At 66.3% G+C, this 15,114-nt stretch carries 15 protein-coding genes; 7 read left to right on the forward strand and 8 right to left on the reverse strand.

The window, feature by feature from the left end; translation table 11 throughout:
- The first annotated feature begins 1 nt into the window (after nucleotide 1).
- The 3 genes from F4X41_07220 to F4X41_07230 are packed head-to-tail and all read left to right on the forward strand — an operon-like array spanning nucleotide 2 to nucleotide 3,406.
- On the forward strand, nucleotides 2–1,048 hold the full coding sequence (locus tag F4X41_07220; GenBank protein ID MYB16805.1) for an NAD-dependent epimerase/dehydratase family protein: 1,047 nt from the start codon (nucleotides 2–4) through the stop codon (nucleotides 1,046–1,048).
- Entirely contained in the window at nucleotides 987–2,345 is a 1,359-nt protein-coding gene (locus tag F4X41_07225) for a homoserine dehydrogenase (GenBank protein MYB16806.1), read from the forward strand. The genes F4X41_07220 and F4X41_07225 overlap by 62 nt, the downstream gene beginning before the upstream one ends.
- Before the next feature lie 11 nt (nucleotides 2,346–2,356).
- Nucleotides 2,357–3,406 (forward strand): threonine synthase, encoded by a 1,050-nt coding sequence (locus F4X41_07230; protein ID MYB16807.1) that lies wholly within the window; start codon nucleotides 2,357–2,359, stop codon nucleotides 3,404–3,406.
- Nucleotides 3,407–3,436: 30 nt separating this feature from the next.
- Here F4X41_07230 and F4X41_07235 read toward each other — a convergent pair whose 3' ends face one another.
- The 4 genes from F4X41_07235 to F4X41_07250 all read right to left on the reverse strand — a co-directional run bounded on the left by F4X41_07235 (nucleotide 3,437) and on the right by F4X41_07250 (nucleotide 7,344).
- Complete coding sequence (locus F4X41_07235) at nucleotides 3,437–4,780, reverse strand: hypothetical protein (GenBank protein MYB16808.1); 1,344 nt, start codon at nucleotides 4,778–4,780, stop codon at nucleotides 3,437–3,439.
- Between the two features lie 75 nt (nucleotides 4,781–4,855).
- Nucleotides 4,856–5,482 carry a TlpA family protein disulfide reductase gene (locus tag F4X41_07240; GenBank protein ID MYB16809.1) on the reverse strand — a complete coding sequence of 209 codons (627 nt, stop codon included), beginning with the start codon at nucleotides 5,480–5,482 and terminating at the stop codon, nucleotides 4,856–4,858.
- Nucleotides 5,377–6,318 (reverse strand): hypothetical protein, encoded by a 942-nt coding sequence (locus F4X41_07245; GenBank protein MYB16810.1) that lies wholly within the window; start codon nucleotides 6,316–6,318, stop codon nucleotides 5,377–5,379. The genes F4X41_07240 and F4X41_07245 overlap by 106 nt, the downstream gene beginning before the upstream one ends.
- An 84-nt stretch (nucleotides 6,319–6,402) precedes the next feature.
- Complete coding sequence (locus tag F4X41_07250) at nucleotides 6,403–7,344, reverse strand: hypothetical protein (GenBank protein ID MYB16811.1); 942 nt, start codon at nucleotides 7,342–7,344, stop codon at nucleotides 6,403–6,405.
- Between the two features lie 82 nt (nucleotides 7,345–7,426).
- On the opposite strand from F4X41_07250, the gene F4X41_07255 reads away from it, so the two are divergent.
- From F4X41_07255 to F4X41_07270, 4 genes are all read left to right on the forward strand, one after another.
- Nucleotides 7,427–9,187, forward strand: a complete 1,761-nt coding sequence (locus F4X41_07255; protein ID MYB16812.1) for a threonine--tRNA ligase — start codon at nucleotides 7,427–7,429, stop codon at nucleotides 9,185–9,187.
- Nucleotides 9,162–9,905, forward strand: a complete 744-nt coding sequence (locus F4X41_07260; GenBank protein ID MYB16813.1) for a hypothetical protein — start codon at nucleotides 9,162–9,164, stop codon at nucleotides 9,903–9,905. The genes F4X41_07255 and F4X41_07260 overlap by 26 nt, the downstream gene beginning before the upstream one ends.
- Nucleotides 9,906–10,031: 126 nt before the next feature.
- Nucleotides 10,032–10,961 carry an aldo/keto reductase gene (locus F4X41_07265; protein ID MYB16814.1) on the forward strand — a complete coding sequence of 310 codons (930 nt, stop codon included), beginning with the start codon at nucleotides 10,032–10,034 and terminating at the stop codon, nucleotides 10,959–10,961.
- Nucleotides 10,962–11,068: 107 nt separating this feature from the next.
- The gene (locus tag F4X41_07270) at nucleotides 11,069–11,998 is read left to right on the forward strand and encodes an aldo/keto reductase (protein ID MYB16815.1); all 930 of its coding nucleotides are present in this window, start codon (nucleotides 11,069–11,071) and stop codon (nucleotides 11,996–11,998) included.
- A gap of 144 nt (nucleotides 11,999–12,142) precedes the next feature.
- On the opposite strand, the gene F4X41_07275 is transcribed toward F4X41_07270, so the two are convergent.
- The 4 genes from F4X41_07275 to F4X41_07290 all read right to left on the reverse strand — a co-directional run bounded on the left by F4X41_07275 (nucleotide 12,143) and on the right by F4X41_07290 (nucleotide 15,085).
- Nucleotides 12,143–12,949 carry a hypothetical protein gene (locus F4X41_07275; GenBank protein MYB16816.1) on the reverse strand — a complete coding sequence of 269 codons (807 nt, stop codon included), beginning with the start codon at nucleotides 12,947–12,949 and terminating at the stop codon, nucleotides 12,143–12,145.
- On the reverse strand, nucleotides 12,949–13,290 hold the full coding sequence (locus tag F4X41_07280; GenBank protein ID MYB16817.1) for a PadR family transcriptional regulator: 342 nt from the start codon (nucleotides 13,288–13,290) through the stop codon (nucleotides 12,949–12,951). Before F4X41_07280 ends, F4X41_07275 begins: the two co-directional genes overlap by 1 nt.
- Nucleotides 13,291–13,623: 333 nt before the next feature.
- Nucleotides 13,624–14,307 (reverse strand): nucleoside 2-deoxyribosyltransferase, encoded by a 684-nt coding sequence (locus F4X41_07285; GenBank protein MYB16818.1) that lies wholly within the window; start codon nucleotides 14,305–14,307, stop codon nucleotides 13,624–13,626.
- A gap of 91 nt (nucleotides 14,308–14,398) precedes the next feature.
- The gene (locus F4X41_07290) at nucleotides 14,399–15,085 is read right to left on the reverse strand and encodes a nucleoside 2-deoxyribosyltransferase (GenBank protein ID MYB16819.1); all 687 of its coding nucleotides are present in this window, start codon (nucleotides 15,083–15,085) and stop codon (nucleotides 14,399–14,401) included.
- Nucleotides 15,086–15,114 lie beyond the last annotated feature (29 nt).

Raw genomic sequence — 15,114 nt, forward strand, 5'->3', positions numbered from 1 at the left:
CATGCCAACTCTGATCACCGGGGCCACCGGAACCATCGGGCGCCGGCTGGCGGGCCGACTGGCCGAGCGCGGCGACGAGCTGGTCGCCCTGGTGCGGCCGGGCAGCGACGAGGACGCGCTCGGCGACCTGGAATTGGACCTGGTGGAGGGCGACATTACCGATCCGGAGGACGTGCGCGAGGCATTGGCGGGATGCAGCCGCGTTTTCCACCTAGCGGGGGCGTTCAGCGAATGGCTGGCCGACGAGCGCGAGTATTTCGACGTGAACACCGGCGGCACGGTCAATGTGCTCAACGCCGCCTCGGCGGCTGGGATCGAAAAGATGGTTCACGTTTCCTCGGCTTCGGCGATCGGGCAGCCGCAATTTGAGATCGGCGACGAGGACACAGTGCACCGCGGGAGTTTTCTGACCACCTACGAGCGCTCCAAGTGGGAGGCCGAACAGTTCGTGCTGGAAGAGGCCGAGGGAGGCCTGCCGGTCACGATCGTCTGCCCGGCGATGGTTTATGGGCCGGGCGACCTGCGCCACAACGGGCGACGCTTGGTTTCGTTGCTCAGCGGGCGCCCGGTGGCGACGCTGGCGACCGATTCGGCTTACGTGTTCATCGACGATGTGGTCGAGGGAATAATCGCCGCCGACGAGCGCGGACGCCCCGGCGAGCGCTACATCCTCAGCGGTGGCAACATGACGCGCGAGGAATTCCTGATCGCCGCGCTGGACGTGGCGGGCGTGAAGGGCAACCTGCAGCGGGTCTCGGCGTGGCAGCTGCGCCTGCTCCAGCACATGGACTCGATTCGCCGCATCTTCCGGCCGCGAGAGGCCCCGGTGGTGACCAAGCAGGGCATCGACTTTGCCCTGTTCGGACACAGCTTCGACGCCACCAAGGCGCGCCAGGAGCTGGGCCTGGAATTCACCGACGTCGAAGACGGCCTCGACGAGACGATCGAATGGCTATACCAGGAAGGCTTGATCGACCTGCCCGACGATGTCCTGCCTGACGATGAAAGCGACCCGGACGACAGCCCAAACGGGGAATCGATTGTCTGATTCGGGCCCCATACGGGTCGGCATGCTCGGTCTGGGCAACGTCGGCGCGGGCGTGGCGGCGGTGCTGTTCAACAAGAGCGAGCAGCTGGCCGCCTCCGTCGGCCGCGGGCTAAAGCTGCAGCGGGCCCTGGTGCGCGACCCGAATCGGCCGCGCCCGATTGCCCCGCCGTCGGGCGTTCTGACCACCGACCCGCAGCGGATCGTGGCGGCCGACGACATCGACGTGGTGATCGAACTCCTCGGCGGGCTGGACCCGGCGCGCGAGCTCATCGAAGCCTCGATTTCCAACGGCAAGCACGTTGTAACTGCCAACAAGGAAGTCATGGCCCACCACGGCGCCGAGCTCCTCGCCCATGCCGCCGAACGCGGCGTCGACCTTTACTTCGAGGCCAGCGTCGGGGCGGGAATTCCGCTGATCGGCCCGTTTCGCCAGAACCTGACCGCCAACCAGTTTTCGGCGGTCGAGGCAATCATCAACGGCACCACCAACTACATCCTCACGCGGATGGCGGCGGAAGGGTCCGACTTCGGCGCGGTACTGGCGGACGCGCAGCGACTCGGTTACGCCGAGCCCGATCCGGCCAACGATATCGAGGGACACGACGCCGCCTACAAACTGGCGGTGCTCGCGACCCTGGCGTTCGGGATCGAAGTCCGGCCGGAGAGCATCTTTCGCGAGGGGATAGCCGGTCTGGCTGCCGCCGACTTCAGGGCCGCGGCCGATCTCGGCTACGGGATCAAGCTGCTGGCCATCGCCCGTCTCAACGACGGTGCGGTCGAGGCCCGCGTTCATCCGACGATGATCCCGCGCGAGTGCCTCCTGTGCCAGGTCGGCGGCGTTGAGAACGCGGTTCGGATCCAGGGCGACCTGATTGGCAACGCGACTTTCGTCGGCCGCGGTGCCGGGCCCGAACCGACCGCCAGCGCAATCGTGGCCGACCTGATCGACCTGGCCCACAACCTGGCCCTTGGGGCCCATGCGCGGGTGCCGCTGCGGGTGGGCGCAAGCTGCTCGTTCAGGCCGATCGAGCGGGTGCGCTCGCGCTACTATCTGCGCCTCTGGGTCAAGGACCAGCCGGGCGTACTGGCCCAGATCGGGAGCGTGTTCGGCGCCCACGAAGTATCGATCGCCGCCGTCACCCAGAAAGAGACCGACGACGACGCCTCGTTGGCCGAGCTCGTGATCGTTACCCATCAAGCGGTCGAAAAGGACATGCAGGCAGCGGTGGCTGAGGCCGGCGGACTGGAAATCACCGACCGGATCGCGACCCTGATTCGGATCGAGGACATCTCCTGAAGCCGGAGCCGCTGCGCCCCGGAGTCGTCGAGCGCTGGCAGCGCTTCTGGCCGGTCGGCGACTCCACCCCCAGGGTTTCGCTGGGCGAGGGCGATACGCCGCTGGTGCGCCTACCGGCCCTGGAACGGGACACCGGAGCCGGCCAGGTTTGGGCCAAGTACGACGGCTGCAACCCGACCGGATCGTTCAAGGACCGCGGCATGGCGCTGGCGATCAGCAAGGCCCTGGAAGGCGGCGCCCACACGGTCATCTGCGCCTCGACCGGCAACACCTCGGCAGCGGCAGCGGCCTACGCCGGCCGGGCCGGGCTGCGCTGCGTGGTGCTGGTCTCGGATGCAATCGCCCGCGGAAAACTGGCCCAGGCGCAGGTCTACGGCTCGGACGTGGTAGTAATGGACGCGAATTTCGATGTCCGCCTGGAGGTCGCCAAGGAGATCTGCGCGCGGGTGCCGGGAGTGGTGCACGTGAATTCCGTCAACCCGTACCGGCTGCAGGGCCAGCAATCGGCGGCGTTTGAAATCTGCAGCGAGCTGGGGTCGGCGCCGGACGAGCTCTACATTCCGGTCGGCAACGCCGGCAACATCCACGCCTACTGGCGCGGCTTTGCAAAGTTCGCCGATGCCGGCCTGATCGATGAGCTGCCGGTCCTGCGCGGTTTCCAGGCCGCCGGCGCCGCACCGATAGTCAGCGGGCGGCCGGTCGCCAATCCCTCCACCGTGGCCAGTGCCCTCGAAATTGGGAACCCCGAAAACTGGGAAAAGGCAATTCGGGCCCGCGACGAGGCCGGCGGATCGATCGAGGCCATTGAAGATGCCAAGATTCTCGAGGCTTACGGCCAGCTGGCCCGCTGGGGATTGTTCTGCGAACCGGCCTCGGCAGTCTCGGTGGCCGGACTCAAGGACCGCGCCGAGCGCGGGCTGCTCCAAGCCGGGTCCCGGGTGGTTTGCGTGCTGACCGGATCCGGCCTGAAGGACCCGGAGGTTGCCCTGGGACGCTCCGATCCGCCGCTCCGGATCCAGAGCGCCGACCCCGAGGAGCTGCGGCAGGCGCTCTCCCTGTAAACGCCGGCGCGGGCGGTTCGAGAGGCAAACCTACTGGTCGGCGCCGGCCAGGCGATACAGTTCGTCGGCGCAGTCCGACAACGCCTCGCGGAGCAGCGGGTAGGGTTCGCCGAATCCGTCGATGAGCCCGGAATGCTGACGGCCGCGCTTGCGGGCGATTCGATTGGGGGCGTCGACCAGGCCGCAGTAGTGCCAGCCGACGAATTCGGGCCGGGCGAACGCCGCGCGGAAGAATTCCACCGTCCAGTCGCGGCGCTGGCCCAGATCGTCGGCCACCGGACCGTACGGGCGGGGCATGTCGGCGGTGATCATCGTGTATGCCGAATCGCCGTTGACTACCGGCAGGTCTACTTTCTCAGCCCACCGTTCAAGGCCTGGTTGCTGGGCCGCGTAGCGTCCGTACATCTGGTAGAAGAGCACGTCAGTGTGACGGGCGGTCACCGGCAGCACGGTGTCGAGTGAGTCGGTGTTTGCGTTGAGCTTGTCGCCGAAGAAGAGGTGGTTGGGGTCGTGACGGGTGATCGCATCGCGCGCGGTGCGGTAGTAGCGGTCCACGACCCGCTGCAGGAAAACCGTGTTGTCGCGCGTCTCGTCCGGATTGGCCGGGTCGCTGCCCGGCCGCCAGTCGGCGGTCCGCGCAAGGGCCGCGAATGAGTCGAACCGGGTACCGTAGGTTCGATTGAAGTCCGCGATGTCGTCGCGGTACAGCCCGCGGACGGTCTCCACGTAGGCGGATTTGCCGGCCGCGCGCTGGCCCAGGTTGCGCAACCGTTGCGGCCAGCCGACCCGGGACCCGCGCGCGGCGCCGCCGATCGTGTCGGGACGCTCGCGGCAGTCTTCCTCGGTAAGCAACGGGCAATCGGTCATCGCGTAACCGAGCAGATAAGGGTCTTGGCGGGCCGGGCCGGCGATTTCGGCCGCCAGCCGGTCGCAGCGGCGCTCGAATTCCGGAGCGAACACGTCGACGAAGCTCTCATCGGGAACATCGTCCTGCCAGTGCGGGATATCGACGAACTGGATCGGCAGCATGTAGGCCATCGCCGGGCGGGGAAGGTTGGCTATCGCCAGATCCGCGTGGACTCCGACGGTATTGAACCCGTACCCGCGGCAGGTTTCGAGGAACCACCGCCTTAGTGCGACCGCAAAACCCGGCCCGTCCAGATCGTCCAACCCCAGGCGGTCCCGCCAGGCGGCGCGGTTGTAGGCCTGGTTCCAGAACTCCGGGTGCAGGTGGTTGATGCCGAAGCTGAGAAAGCCGTTGCCCTCGGGGCTGACCAGCCACCAGCGACCGTCCTTCTCGGTCCGAAAGTAACCGCTGGGTGAGAACTTCTTGCCGGTCCAGCCCCCGTACCGATCGAGCCGTGCGTTATTCACGGTCTTCCTCAGCGCTCACGCAGTGCGGCCGAAGCGAAGTGGCCGGGGCCGGTCTGGGCCAGACTCCGCAGGGCATCAGGCTTGCGCGGCCTCGATCTGCTCGCGCAGGATTGCCTCGTTCAAGACCCCGAAGCGAATGTGGCGGACTACCTGGTCGGAATCGGCAAAGACCGTCACCGGCAGGCTGGCGGTCCCCAGCAGCCGGGCGGCCACGGCGCGATCGGCCAGCGCCACCGGGATCTGCAGCGCCAATTCATCGGCGAACTGGCTGGCCACGAACGACCCCTCGGCCACGTTGATTGCCAACAGTCCGAGCTCGGGGTATTCGCCGGACCGCCAGATCCGGTCGAATTCGGGCATTTCCAGGCGGCAGGGGCCGCACCAGCTAGCCCAGAAATTGATAACGATCGGGTTTCCCGCCAGGGCGGCGAGTTCGACCGGCGTCCCGTCCAGATCTTCCAGGGCGGCGGATGGCAATAGCTTGCCGACCTCGAGTCGCTCGGCCCGCCCGACCCGGCCCGCCGGGGCCTGATCGCAGGCGGCCAAGGCCAGCGAACCGGCGAGCAGGCGCAAGGCGCCGCGCCGGGTCACCGGGTTCACGAAAACACCTCGGCAAAGCCCAGGTTGAGATTGATCAGGACCACCCCGACCCCGGCCACGACCAGGCCGGTAATCGTGGCCTTCGAGAACCGCTGTCCCCAGAAGACGTAGTCGATGACTGAAATCAGGACCAGCATGCTGGCGGTGGCGAACGGGAAAACAAACGAGGCGTCAAAGACCGTGAGGGCGGAGATCAGGGCGACCACCTGGCCCCAGTTGGCTGTCCCCAGGGCCATCCCGAACCCTATCGAGCGCGGGTTGACCTGGACCTTGAACGGCGTCGGGGCCTGGCCCGGGCGCTGGTTGCGCTCCCACTCGCGGCGGGCCATCCGGTTGGCCAGGGGCCAAGTCAATAGCGAACATACGCTGGCGGCGGCAAACAGCCAGAAGGCGTAGTCGGCCGGGTCGGACGCGCCGCGGGCCTCGACGAACCACTTGGCGCCGATCTCGGATCCCCCCAGCAGGCCGAAGGAAATGAGGATCATGGCCGGCAGGAGCCAGCCGCCCTGCTTGGTGCGGACCGCGTAGCGCTGGGCGTCGAGTCCCAGCAGCGGCGTGGCCAGGACGATGGCGGCAATTCCCAGGTAGCGCTCCGGAGTCGGCTGTTCGCCCCAGACCAGGATCGCGTAAATGGTGGGAACCAGGATCGCCATGCGGTTGATGGTGGTGCTGATGGCCAGCCCGCCGAGACCCATGAGGACGAATAGGACCAGGTACATGACCTGGTAGGTGAATCCTTGGAAGGCGCCGAAAATGACCGCCGCCGGCTCGAGCGAAATTCCGCCGCGGGTCGCCAGCGCCCAGGCGGCGGCGACCAGCATGGCGAACGAGTAGTTGGTGGCACCGGTTACGAAGAATCCGCGCGGGTCGTTGCGCGCGTAGCGGGCGATGTTGACAAAGGTCAGCACCCCGACCAGATGCAAAAGTAGGTAAAGCAAGGAGCGCCCGCCAGGCAGGGTGTTGATTGGCCGAAGCGTAGTCGGGAAGGCAATTTTCGCCGCCGCCACGGCCCGGCCGGACCCCTATCCGAACACTCCGGACAGGCCCAGGTCCAGATTGACCAGCACAACCCCGGTGGCGGCGATCGCCAGGCCCAGAACGGTCAGCGGTGCAAACCGCTGACGCCAGAACACGAAGTCGATTGCCGAGACCAGGATCACGAAACTGGCCGAAGCCAGCGGGAAAACGAAAGAGGCATCGAAAACCGTCAGGGCCGTAACCAGCGCGGTCGCCTGCCCCCAGTTGGCCGCTCCCAGGCCGAGGCCGAACCCGATGGAGCGCGGGCTCACCTGCAGCTGGAAGGGTGCCGGAGTAACGCCCGCCCGCGTGGTGCGGTCCCATTCGCGACGCGCCATCCGGTTGGCCAGCGGCCAGGTTATCAGCGAACTCGCGCCGGCGGCCAGGAAGAGCCAGAAGGTGTAGTCGGAGGGGGAGGCCGCAACGCGCGCTTCGACGAACCACTTGGCGCCGAGCTCGGCGCCGCCCAGCAGGAAGAAGGAAGCCAGCACGAGCAGCGGCATCAACCAGCTGCCCATCTTGGCCTGGACCGCCCGGCGCTGGGCCTGGAGGCCCAGCAGCGGCAGGGCCAGGAAGATGGCCGCGATGCCCAGGTAGCGCTCCGGGGTCGGCTGCTCGGCCCAGATCAGGATCGCCCCCACGGTCGGCACCAGTATCGTCATGCGATTGATCGTGGAGGTGACCGCCATGCCGCCGAGGCCGACCATGATGAAGACCACCAGGTACATGAACTGGAAGGCAAATCCCTGGAATGCCCCGAAGAGGACCGCCGGCAGCTCGAGTGAAATGCCGCCGTGGAGCGTCAACGACCAGATCGCGGCGATTACCGCGGCCGAGCAATAACCGACGGCCCCGGTTACGAAGAATCCGCGCGGATCGTTGCGCGCGTAGCGGGCGATGTTGACGAACGCGACCATGCCGGCCAGGTGCAATATGAGGTAAAGCAAGGGGTCCCAGCCGGGCTATTCGGGGCTCGCGTATTCGGATAATCGGGGGCTAAATTTTGCCCCGCCCCGGCCCGCTCCCCCGATGAACGACCTGCAGCGCATGCGTCATTCCTGTGCCCACGTGATGGCGGCGGCGGTTCAGGAGATGTTCCCCGAAGCCAAGTTCGGCTTCGGCCCTCCGATCGAAGACGGCTTCTACTACGACTTCGAATTGCCGCGCCCGCTGAGCTCCGAGGACTTTGCCGAGATCGAACAACGAATGGCCAAATTGGCCAAGGCGGCCCACCCGTTCGAATACGAGGTAATCGCCGGCGACGAGGCCGCCGAATCCTTTGCGGAGATGGGGCAGGACTACAAAGTCGAGGCGATAAGGGACCTGATCGAGGCCGGCGAGGAGATTTCGCTCTATCGCTGCGGGCCGTTCGTGGATCTTTGCCGCGGCCCCCACGTTGCCAGCACCGCCGGAGTGGGCCACTTCCGGCTGCTTTCGGTGGCCGGCGCCTACTGGAAGGGTTCGGAGAACAACCCCCAGCTGCAGCGGCTGTACGCGACCAGCTTTCCGACCCGGGGCGAGCTCAAGGCCTACCTGAAACGCCTGGAGGAGGCGGCGCGCCGCGATCACCGTCGCCTGGCGCGCGAACTGGACCTTTTTTCGATCAACCAGGAAGTCGGCGCCGGGCTGGTGCTCTGGCATCCGCGCGGCGGGATGCTGCGCGAGCTCATGGAGGACTACTGGCGCGCCGAGCACCGCGACCGCGGCTACGACATCGTCTATACGCCGCACATCGGGCGCAAGGGTCTCTGGGAAACCAGCGGCCACACCCACTGGTACAGCGACGGGCTGTTCCCGGAGATGGAGCTGGAGAACCAGTCTTTCATCAACAAGCCGATGAACTGCCCCTTCCACGTGAAGATCTACGCCTCGCGCACGCGCAGCTACCGCGATCTGCCGCTGCGGTATGCCGAACTGGGAACCGTCTATCGCTACGAGCAATCGGGGGTCCTGCACGGCGCGCTGCGGGTCCGGGGCTTCACCCAGGACGATGCCCACATCTTCTGTCGCCGCGACCAGTTCGCCGACGAGATCGAGGCGGCGCTCACGATCGCCCGCGACATGCTCGCGGTGTTCGGCTTCACCGACCTTCAGGTGGCCCTGAGCGTCCGCGACGAGGAAGGTAAGGACAAGTACGTCGGCGATGACGATCTCTGGCAGCTGGCCGAATCGGGCCTGGTCGAGGCGCTGACGCGGTCGGGTCTGGAATATGAACGGGTTCCCGGGGAAGCCGCGTTCTACGGACCCAAGATCGACGTCCACATTCGCGACGCGATCGGGCGGCTCTGGCAGCTCTCGACCGTCCAGGTCGACTTCAACCTGCCGGAGCGGTTCGGAATCGAATACGAGGCCGAGGACGGCTCGCGGCAGCGTCCGGTGATGGTGCACCGGGCGCTCTGGGGTTCCATCGAGCGCTTCGCGGCAATCCTCACCGAGCACTACGGCGGCGCCTTCCCGCTCTGGCTGGCCCCGGTGCAGGTTCAGGTCATTCCGATCGCCGACCGTCACCTGGCCTATTGCCAGCAGGTTGCCGTTCGGCTGAGCGAAGCCGGTCTGCGGGCCGAAGTCGACGCCCGCTCCGAGCGCATGAACCGCAAGATTCGCCATGCCCAGAACCAGAAGATTCCCTACATGCTCATCGCCGGCGACCGGGACGTTGCCGCCGGCAAGGTATCGTTACGGCTGCGGGCCGGCGGCCAGGTCGGCGCGATCACGGTTGATGAATTGATCAGCACCGCCAACGCCCTGGTCGCAGATCGCTCCGATGGGTACGGTTTCACGGGCGACTGATCCGGGCGGCCCGACCACGAGCGGGCTGCTGGACGTCTACGACCGCCTGGTCTCGGCCTACGGCCCGCAGCGCTGGTGGCCGGAATCCTGGCCCGGCCGGGCCGACTACATCTGCGCCGGGGCGATCCTCTGCCAGAACACCAACTGGAGCAACGCTGCACGGGCGCTGGAGCGCCTGGCCGACGCCGATCTGACCCGGATCGAGGACCTGGCGGCGGTGCCGGCGCCCGAGCTGGCCGAACTGGTCCGGCCGGCCGGCTACTTCCGCCAGAAAGCCCGCAAACTGGAGCAATTCGCCAGGCTGTGCCTGGAGCACGGGTCGCTGGCCAATCTGCTCGCCCTACCCGCCCCGCAGCTGCGGGAGGCGTTGCTTTCCTGCTGGGGAATCGGTCCGGAGACCGCCGACGCAATCATGTTGTTCGCGGCCCGGCGGCCGACCTTCGTCGTGGATACCTATGCCGTCCGCATCTGGTCCCGGCTGGGCTTGATCGGCCCCGACCCAGATCGTGGCCACCTGCGCGAAAAAGTGCTATCGGCGATCACTCCGAGCGCCGAACTGGCCGGCGAATACCATGCCCTGCTCATCCAGCACGGCAAGAACTTCTGCCGCAAGCGCCCGCTTTGCGGCGACTGCCCGCTGCGGGATGGATGCGCCTATGCGGCCGCCAACCCCGGCCGGCCGGAACTGGGCCGGCGCCGCGACGGTTGGACAGGCTAGGACGCCTACCGCACACTCCGGTACCCAAAATGGTCGCGGATCAAATTGCGGAATCGCCGCCGCGGCGTGTTCTGGCATTCGCTGCCGGGCAGTCCGCGCGGCAGCTATTGAGAGCGGGCCAGAACAATGGAATATCGCCGACTTGGCAAGACCGGCTGGGACGTTTCGCCGGTTAGCGTGGGCGCCTGGGCGCTGGGCAACCAGTGGGGCGACCTGAGCAACGATACTGCCCGCGACACCGTGCGAGCGGCGCTGGATTGCGGGATCAACCTATTCGACGTCGCCGACGGCTACGGACCGCTGCTGGCCGAGGAGCGATTGGGCAAAGCGCTCGGTTCGGAGCGGTCAAGCGTGTTCATTGCAACAAAGGTCGGCAACCTGGGCAACCGCCAGGGACATGCCCAGGCTTATACCCACCCGCTGCACATAGTCAGCGCCTGTCACGCCAGCCTGCACCGACTGGGCACCGACTACATCGACCTTTACCAGTGCCACCAGGCCGACCCGGACAACGTGGAGGTGTTTTTGGAGGGATTTGGGATCCTGCGCGAACAGGGCAAGATCCGTCACTTCGGAGTCTCCTCGGGCAATGCTGACGTGATTGCCAAATTCGACGCCGATGGCGAATGCGCGATCGCCCAGATCGACTACTCGATCGTGCGCCGCGGGGCCGAGCGGGCGGCGCTGCCCTTGTGCCTGGAGCGGGATATCGGAACCCTGATCCGGGGCTCGCTGGGCCAGGGGGTCCTGACCGGCAAATACGACGCGGAGACTCGCTTTGGCGACTCGGTCCGCTCGGGCTGGAATGACGGGGAACGGCGCGAGTTGTTTCTCAAGGAACTGGCGGTCGCCGCAGCGGTTGGCGAGCTGAGTCGGCCCGGTCGCGGCCTGGTCGAACTGGCGCTGGGGTTCGTGCTCGCGCACCCGGCCGTAACCTGCGCCATCACCGGTGCCAAGTCACCCGGGCAGATCCGCGCCAATGCCGCAGCGGGAGCCGTCAGTCTGACTTCTGAAGAACTGGAAACAATCCGCGAATGCAGCGCCGATATGACCTGACCGCTCGCCGCAGGAGCGTCCCCGCAGCGGACTTGAGGGCGCAGGCCGGGCCCACAATGGAGCCTGAATCAAAGGGCGATCGCCCGATCCGCGCATGGGGAATTTGAGTGAATTACCGCCGCCTGGGCAAGACCGGCTGGGAAGTGTCGGCAGTCAGTTTCGGCACCTGGGCGCTTGGCAACCAGTGGGGCGAGTTGTCCGACGCGACTGCAACCGGCACCGTCCGCGCGGCGCTCGACGCCGGGATCAACCTATTTGACACCGCCGACAATTACGGCCCGCTGCTGGGCGAAGAGCGGCTTGGCAAGGCCCTAGGTGCCGATCGCCAGAGGGTTTTCATTGCCTCGAAAGTGGGGCACCTGCTATACCGCCAGGGCCATCCCCAGCGCTACACCCACCCGCTGCACATCGTAAACGCCTGCCACGCCAGCCTGCACCGACTGGGCACCGACTACATTGATCTTTTCCAGTGCCACGACGAGGATCCTCCAGACCCGGCGATCTACCTCGAGGGATTTAGGATCCTGCGCGAACAGGGCAAGATCCGTCACTTCGGAGTCTCCTCGGGCAATGCTGACGTGATTGCCAAATTCGACGCCGATGGCGAATGCGCGATCGCCCAGATCGACTACTCGATCGTGCGCCGCGGGGCCGAGCGGGCGGCGCTGCCTTTGTGCCAGGAGCGGGATATCGGCACCCTGATCCGGGGCTCGTTGGGCCAGGGGGTCCTGACCGGCAAATACGACGCCCGGTCCAAGTTCGCAGATTTCGTCCGCGCTGGCTGGAATGGTGGCCAGCGGCGCGAACTGTACCTGAAAGAGCTGGCAGTCGCCGACGCGGTCGGCGATTTGGACGAATCGGGCCGTAGCATCGTCGATAAGGCGGTCGGGTTCGTGCTTGCGCATGCCGCAGTCACCTGCGCCATTACCGGCGCTAAATCGCCCGACCAGATCAGGGCCAACGCGGCGGCGGCAAGCACCCCGCTGGACGGGGATGAATTGGCAAAGATCCGCGCCGCCAGCGCGGCCATGGCCTAGATGTACGCCGCCGTCTACTTCCGACCCGCCCGGCGATCGCAATCTCGCCGAATCCGGTAACGCGGCAATGGGCGGCAACCGACCCGCCTCGGGCCTTATTGCGACGGCGCGACCGCGCAACTGCGGTCCGGCTTTTGCTTCCCCCTAGGCCATCAGCGCGAGGGCTGATCCCGACAGTGCGGCGATGGCGGCGCCGACCAAAGCGATGCGGAGGCCGTGACGCTTCTGGGTCCGTTCGGCGAACGGCCAGAATACCGCTCGGAAGGCACGTGTCAGCCGTGCCAGGGCCAGTCCGATACCCAGCCACCAGATCCCGTTAAACAACACGGCCAGCAGGGCCGCCGCCAGCCAGCCCGGCAGGTCGATCCACTCCGAAACGACTCCGCGGATGCCGTAAAGATCGGGCGGCAGGCTGGGGTCCGCCGCCATGCCCACGGTGACCGCGAGCGGGAATATCACGGCGATGATCGCGATGACCAGATAGATGAACACCAGCGGCGGGTAGAAGAACCACTTGCGGGCGCCGGCGGGTTCGCCGCGTTCCTCGAGCAGCCGCAATCCGGCCCGGGCGACCAGGAAGCTGGCGAATATGAGCAGCGGGGCAACCGGTGCCAGTATCCAGCTTGCTACGAACAGGCCGAGCGAGAGATAGGCAAGCCGCCAGTCTTCGGGCCCGGTACTGACGCGGAGCAGCAGTTTCCGCCAGGCCGGCAGGTCGTCCTCCGGGACCCAGTCGTTGGGGCTGCCGAGCCGGTCAAGGACGCCGTGCAGGCGCTCGGCCGTGACCGGTTCGGGCTCGCCTGCCAGCTCGGCCTCGATGTGCCCCTTGATTTCGAGCTCCACCTCGTCGGCGTCGACGGATGGGTGCGGCCGCAGCGCGTGCCTGACGCGCCGCAGGTAACGTTTCAGATCGCTGCGCGCGGTTTCGGTGAACGTAGGTTGCGCCGCCATCATTCCGGACCCTCCGTGTTGAGCGCGTCCATTCCCTTTTTGAGGACTACCCAGTAACGGTTCATCTCCTGGCGCAATCGCTTGCCGCGCGGCGTCAACTCGTAATACTTGCGGGCCGGTCCTTCCGGCGATTCCCGGAGCGTGGTGCTCACCAATCCTTCGCGCCGCAGACGGCTGAGGATGGGGTAAACGGTCCCCTCACGGATCACAAGAGCCTCGACGCCGCGCAGGCGTTTGACGATCTCGTATCCGTAAACCGGTTCTTGGCCCACGATGTTGAGCATGCACAGCTCCAGGGCGCCTTTTCTTAACTGGGTCGTCCAGTTGTCCGTAAAGTCCATGATCCCACTATACGGTATTACCAAGTAGCTGTCTGAAACAAGTAGCTGACCGCGGACATACTTTCACCCAACGCCGGGATCGCGTGCCGCGTTTACCGCCGCCGCTCTTGAATCGGGCCGAGACCGGATTGGACGCCGGCCCCGAACCGCCATCCCGATGGAGACGGGAACGATCAGCGGGTGGAGGTGTTGGCCAGCAGGGTGGGCCATTTGCCGATTCCAGTCCCTCCGGGCCAGCCGCCGGCCTATTGGATTTGTCACCGGCCGGTGCGGCAACGCCCTAACCGTTCGCGCTGGCGCCCTGCTGACTGCGGGTTGCGGGGCGCGCAGGGGTCAACCCAACAGGCCCTTGTCGATCTTGCGCGCAACGATTTGCGCGATGACATCGTCCAAACGTTGATCGCTCGCCAGCAACCGGGCCAGGCCCCCGCCGGCGAACTGCACCGCCCAGCGGTAAACGCCGGCCGCAGATTCGCGCCCTCTCTCCAATACCGGTTCATCCCCGCGAACCTCGTCGAGCATCTCTATGACTGCGTTGGCGATCCGCCGGTGGTAACGGGCCGAAACCGTCGCCGCGTCGCCGCCTTCGCCAAGCGATTGCTGATACCAGCTCATCCCGTCCAAGTGCCTTACGCGAGTGCGGGGGTAAAACGAGACCATCAGGTTCCAGGGGTCCATGTCCGGCCGCTGGTCGCCGCCGTGCCGGAAATCGGTCCGCAGGATAACCGCCGGGATGTCCAGCATCTTGGCGTACATGTACTCGACTACCGCGCCCGAACCCAGCTCCGACCCGTCGAAATTAAAGAGCGCCAGGTCGCACTCCATTACCGCTTTCAGGTCCTGGTCGCGGATTCCCATCGGGCCGATGCCGCGCTGCTCAAGGTCCTGGGGCAGGATGCACTGGTAGCGGCCCGCGGACTGCTCGTCGATGTGGGATCCGAGCAGGGCGTTGCCGGCCAGGTCCTTGTGATCGAAAAGGTGGCCGGCGAAATAGATTGTGAAGGGCGTTAGCTTCATCGGATCAGTTCCAGATTCAATATTCCGAGCTGCCTGCAAGTTGGAACAAATTCGGCTGCGGGCACGAGCGTCGGGCTCCGGGTGGGCGCACTCAATGCAGCAGCCCCCGGGCGGACTTTCGCGAGACGATGCCTTGGACGGCCGCGTCGAGGGATCCGTCTCCGGAAACTGCGGCAGGCAGGCCGCCGCCGGCGAGGAGCACCGCCCAGCGGTAGGCGCATTCGGCGCCCGCAGGTCCGCCCTCCATGACCGGGGTGTCGCCGCGAACCTCGTCGAGCAGCTTGACCACCTCGCCAGCGATTCGCCGATGGTAGCGGGCCGCGACCGCCGCGGCGTCCCCGCCTTCGCCAAGCGATTGCTGGTACCAACTCATCCCGTTCAGGTGCCTGATCCGGGTGCGCGGAAAAAACGAGACCATCAGGTTCCAGGGGTCCATGTCCGGCCGCTGGTCGCCGCCATGCCGGAAATCGGTCCGCAGGATCACCGCCGGGATGTCCAGCATCTTGGCGTAAACGTATTCGACCACCGTCCCAGAATCGAGCTCCGAACCGTCGAAATTAAAGAGCGCCAGGTCGCACTCCATGACCGCCTTCAGGTCCTGGTCGCGGATTCCCATCGGGCCGATGCCGCGCTGCTCGAGGTCCTGGGGCAGGATGCACTGGTAGCGGCCGCCGGACTGCTCGTGAATTTGGGATCCGAGCAGGGCGTTGCCGGCCAGGTCCTTTTGATCGAAAAGGGGGCCGGCGAAATAGACGGTGTACGAAGGGTCGTCGCTCATTGCTTCGCGGTCGGATCCCAGCCCGGCGG

It is taken from the genome of Chloroflexota bacterium, from assembly GCA_009840625.1.
Taxonomy (GTDB): domain Bacteria; phylum Chloroflexota; class UBA11872; order UBA11872; family VXNJ01; genus VXNJ01.

Coding starts and splice junctions, on each gene's coding strand:
- F4X41_07220 (MYB16805.1), top strand. CDS start 2: ATGCCAACTCTGATCACCGGGGCCACCGGAACCATCGGGCGCCGGCTG.
- F4X41_07260 (MYB16813.1), top strand. CDS start 9,162: ATGGGTACGGTTTCACGGGCGACTGATCCGGGCGGCCCGACCACGAGC.
- F4X41_07265 (MYB16814.1), top strand. CDS start 10,032: ATGGAATATCGCCGACTTGGCAAGACCGGCTGGGACGTTTCGCCGGTT.
- F4X41_07285 (MYB16818.1), bottom strand. CDS start 14,307: ATGAAGCTAACGCCCTTCACAATCTATTTCGCCGGCCACCTTTTCGAT.
- F4X41_07255 (MYB16812.1), top strand. CDS start 7,427: ATGAACGACCTGCAGCGCATGCGTCATTCCTGTGCCCACGTGATGGCG.
- F4X41_07280 (MYB16817.1), bottom strand. CDS start 13,290: ATGGACTTTACGGACAACTGGACGACCCAGTTAAGAAAAGGCGCCCTG.
- F4X41_07290 (MYB16819.1), bottom strand. CDS start 15,085: ATGAGCGACGACCCTTCGTACACCGTCTATTTCGCCGGCCCCCTTTTC.
- F4X41_07225 (MYB16806.1), top strand. CDS start 987: ATGTCCTGCCTGACGATGAAAGCGACCCGGACGACAGCCCAAACGGGG.
- F4X41_07275 (MYB16816.1), bottom strand. CDS start 12,949: ATGGCGGCGCAACCTACGTTCACCGAAACCGCGCGCAGCGATCTGAAA.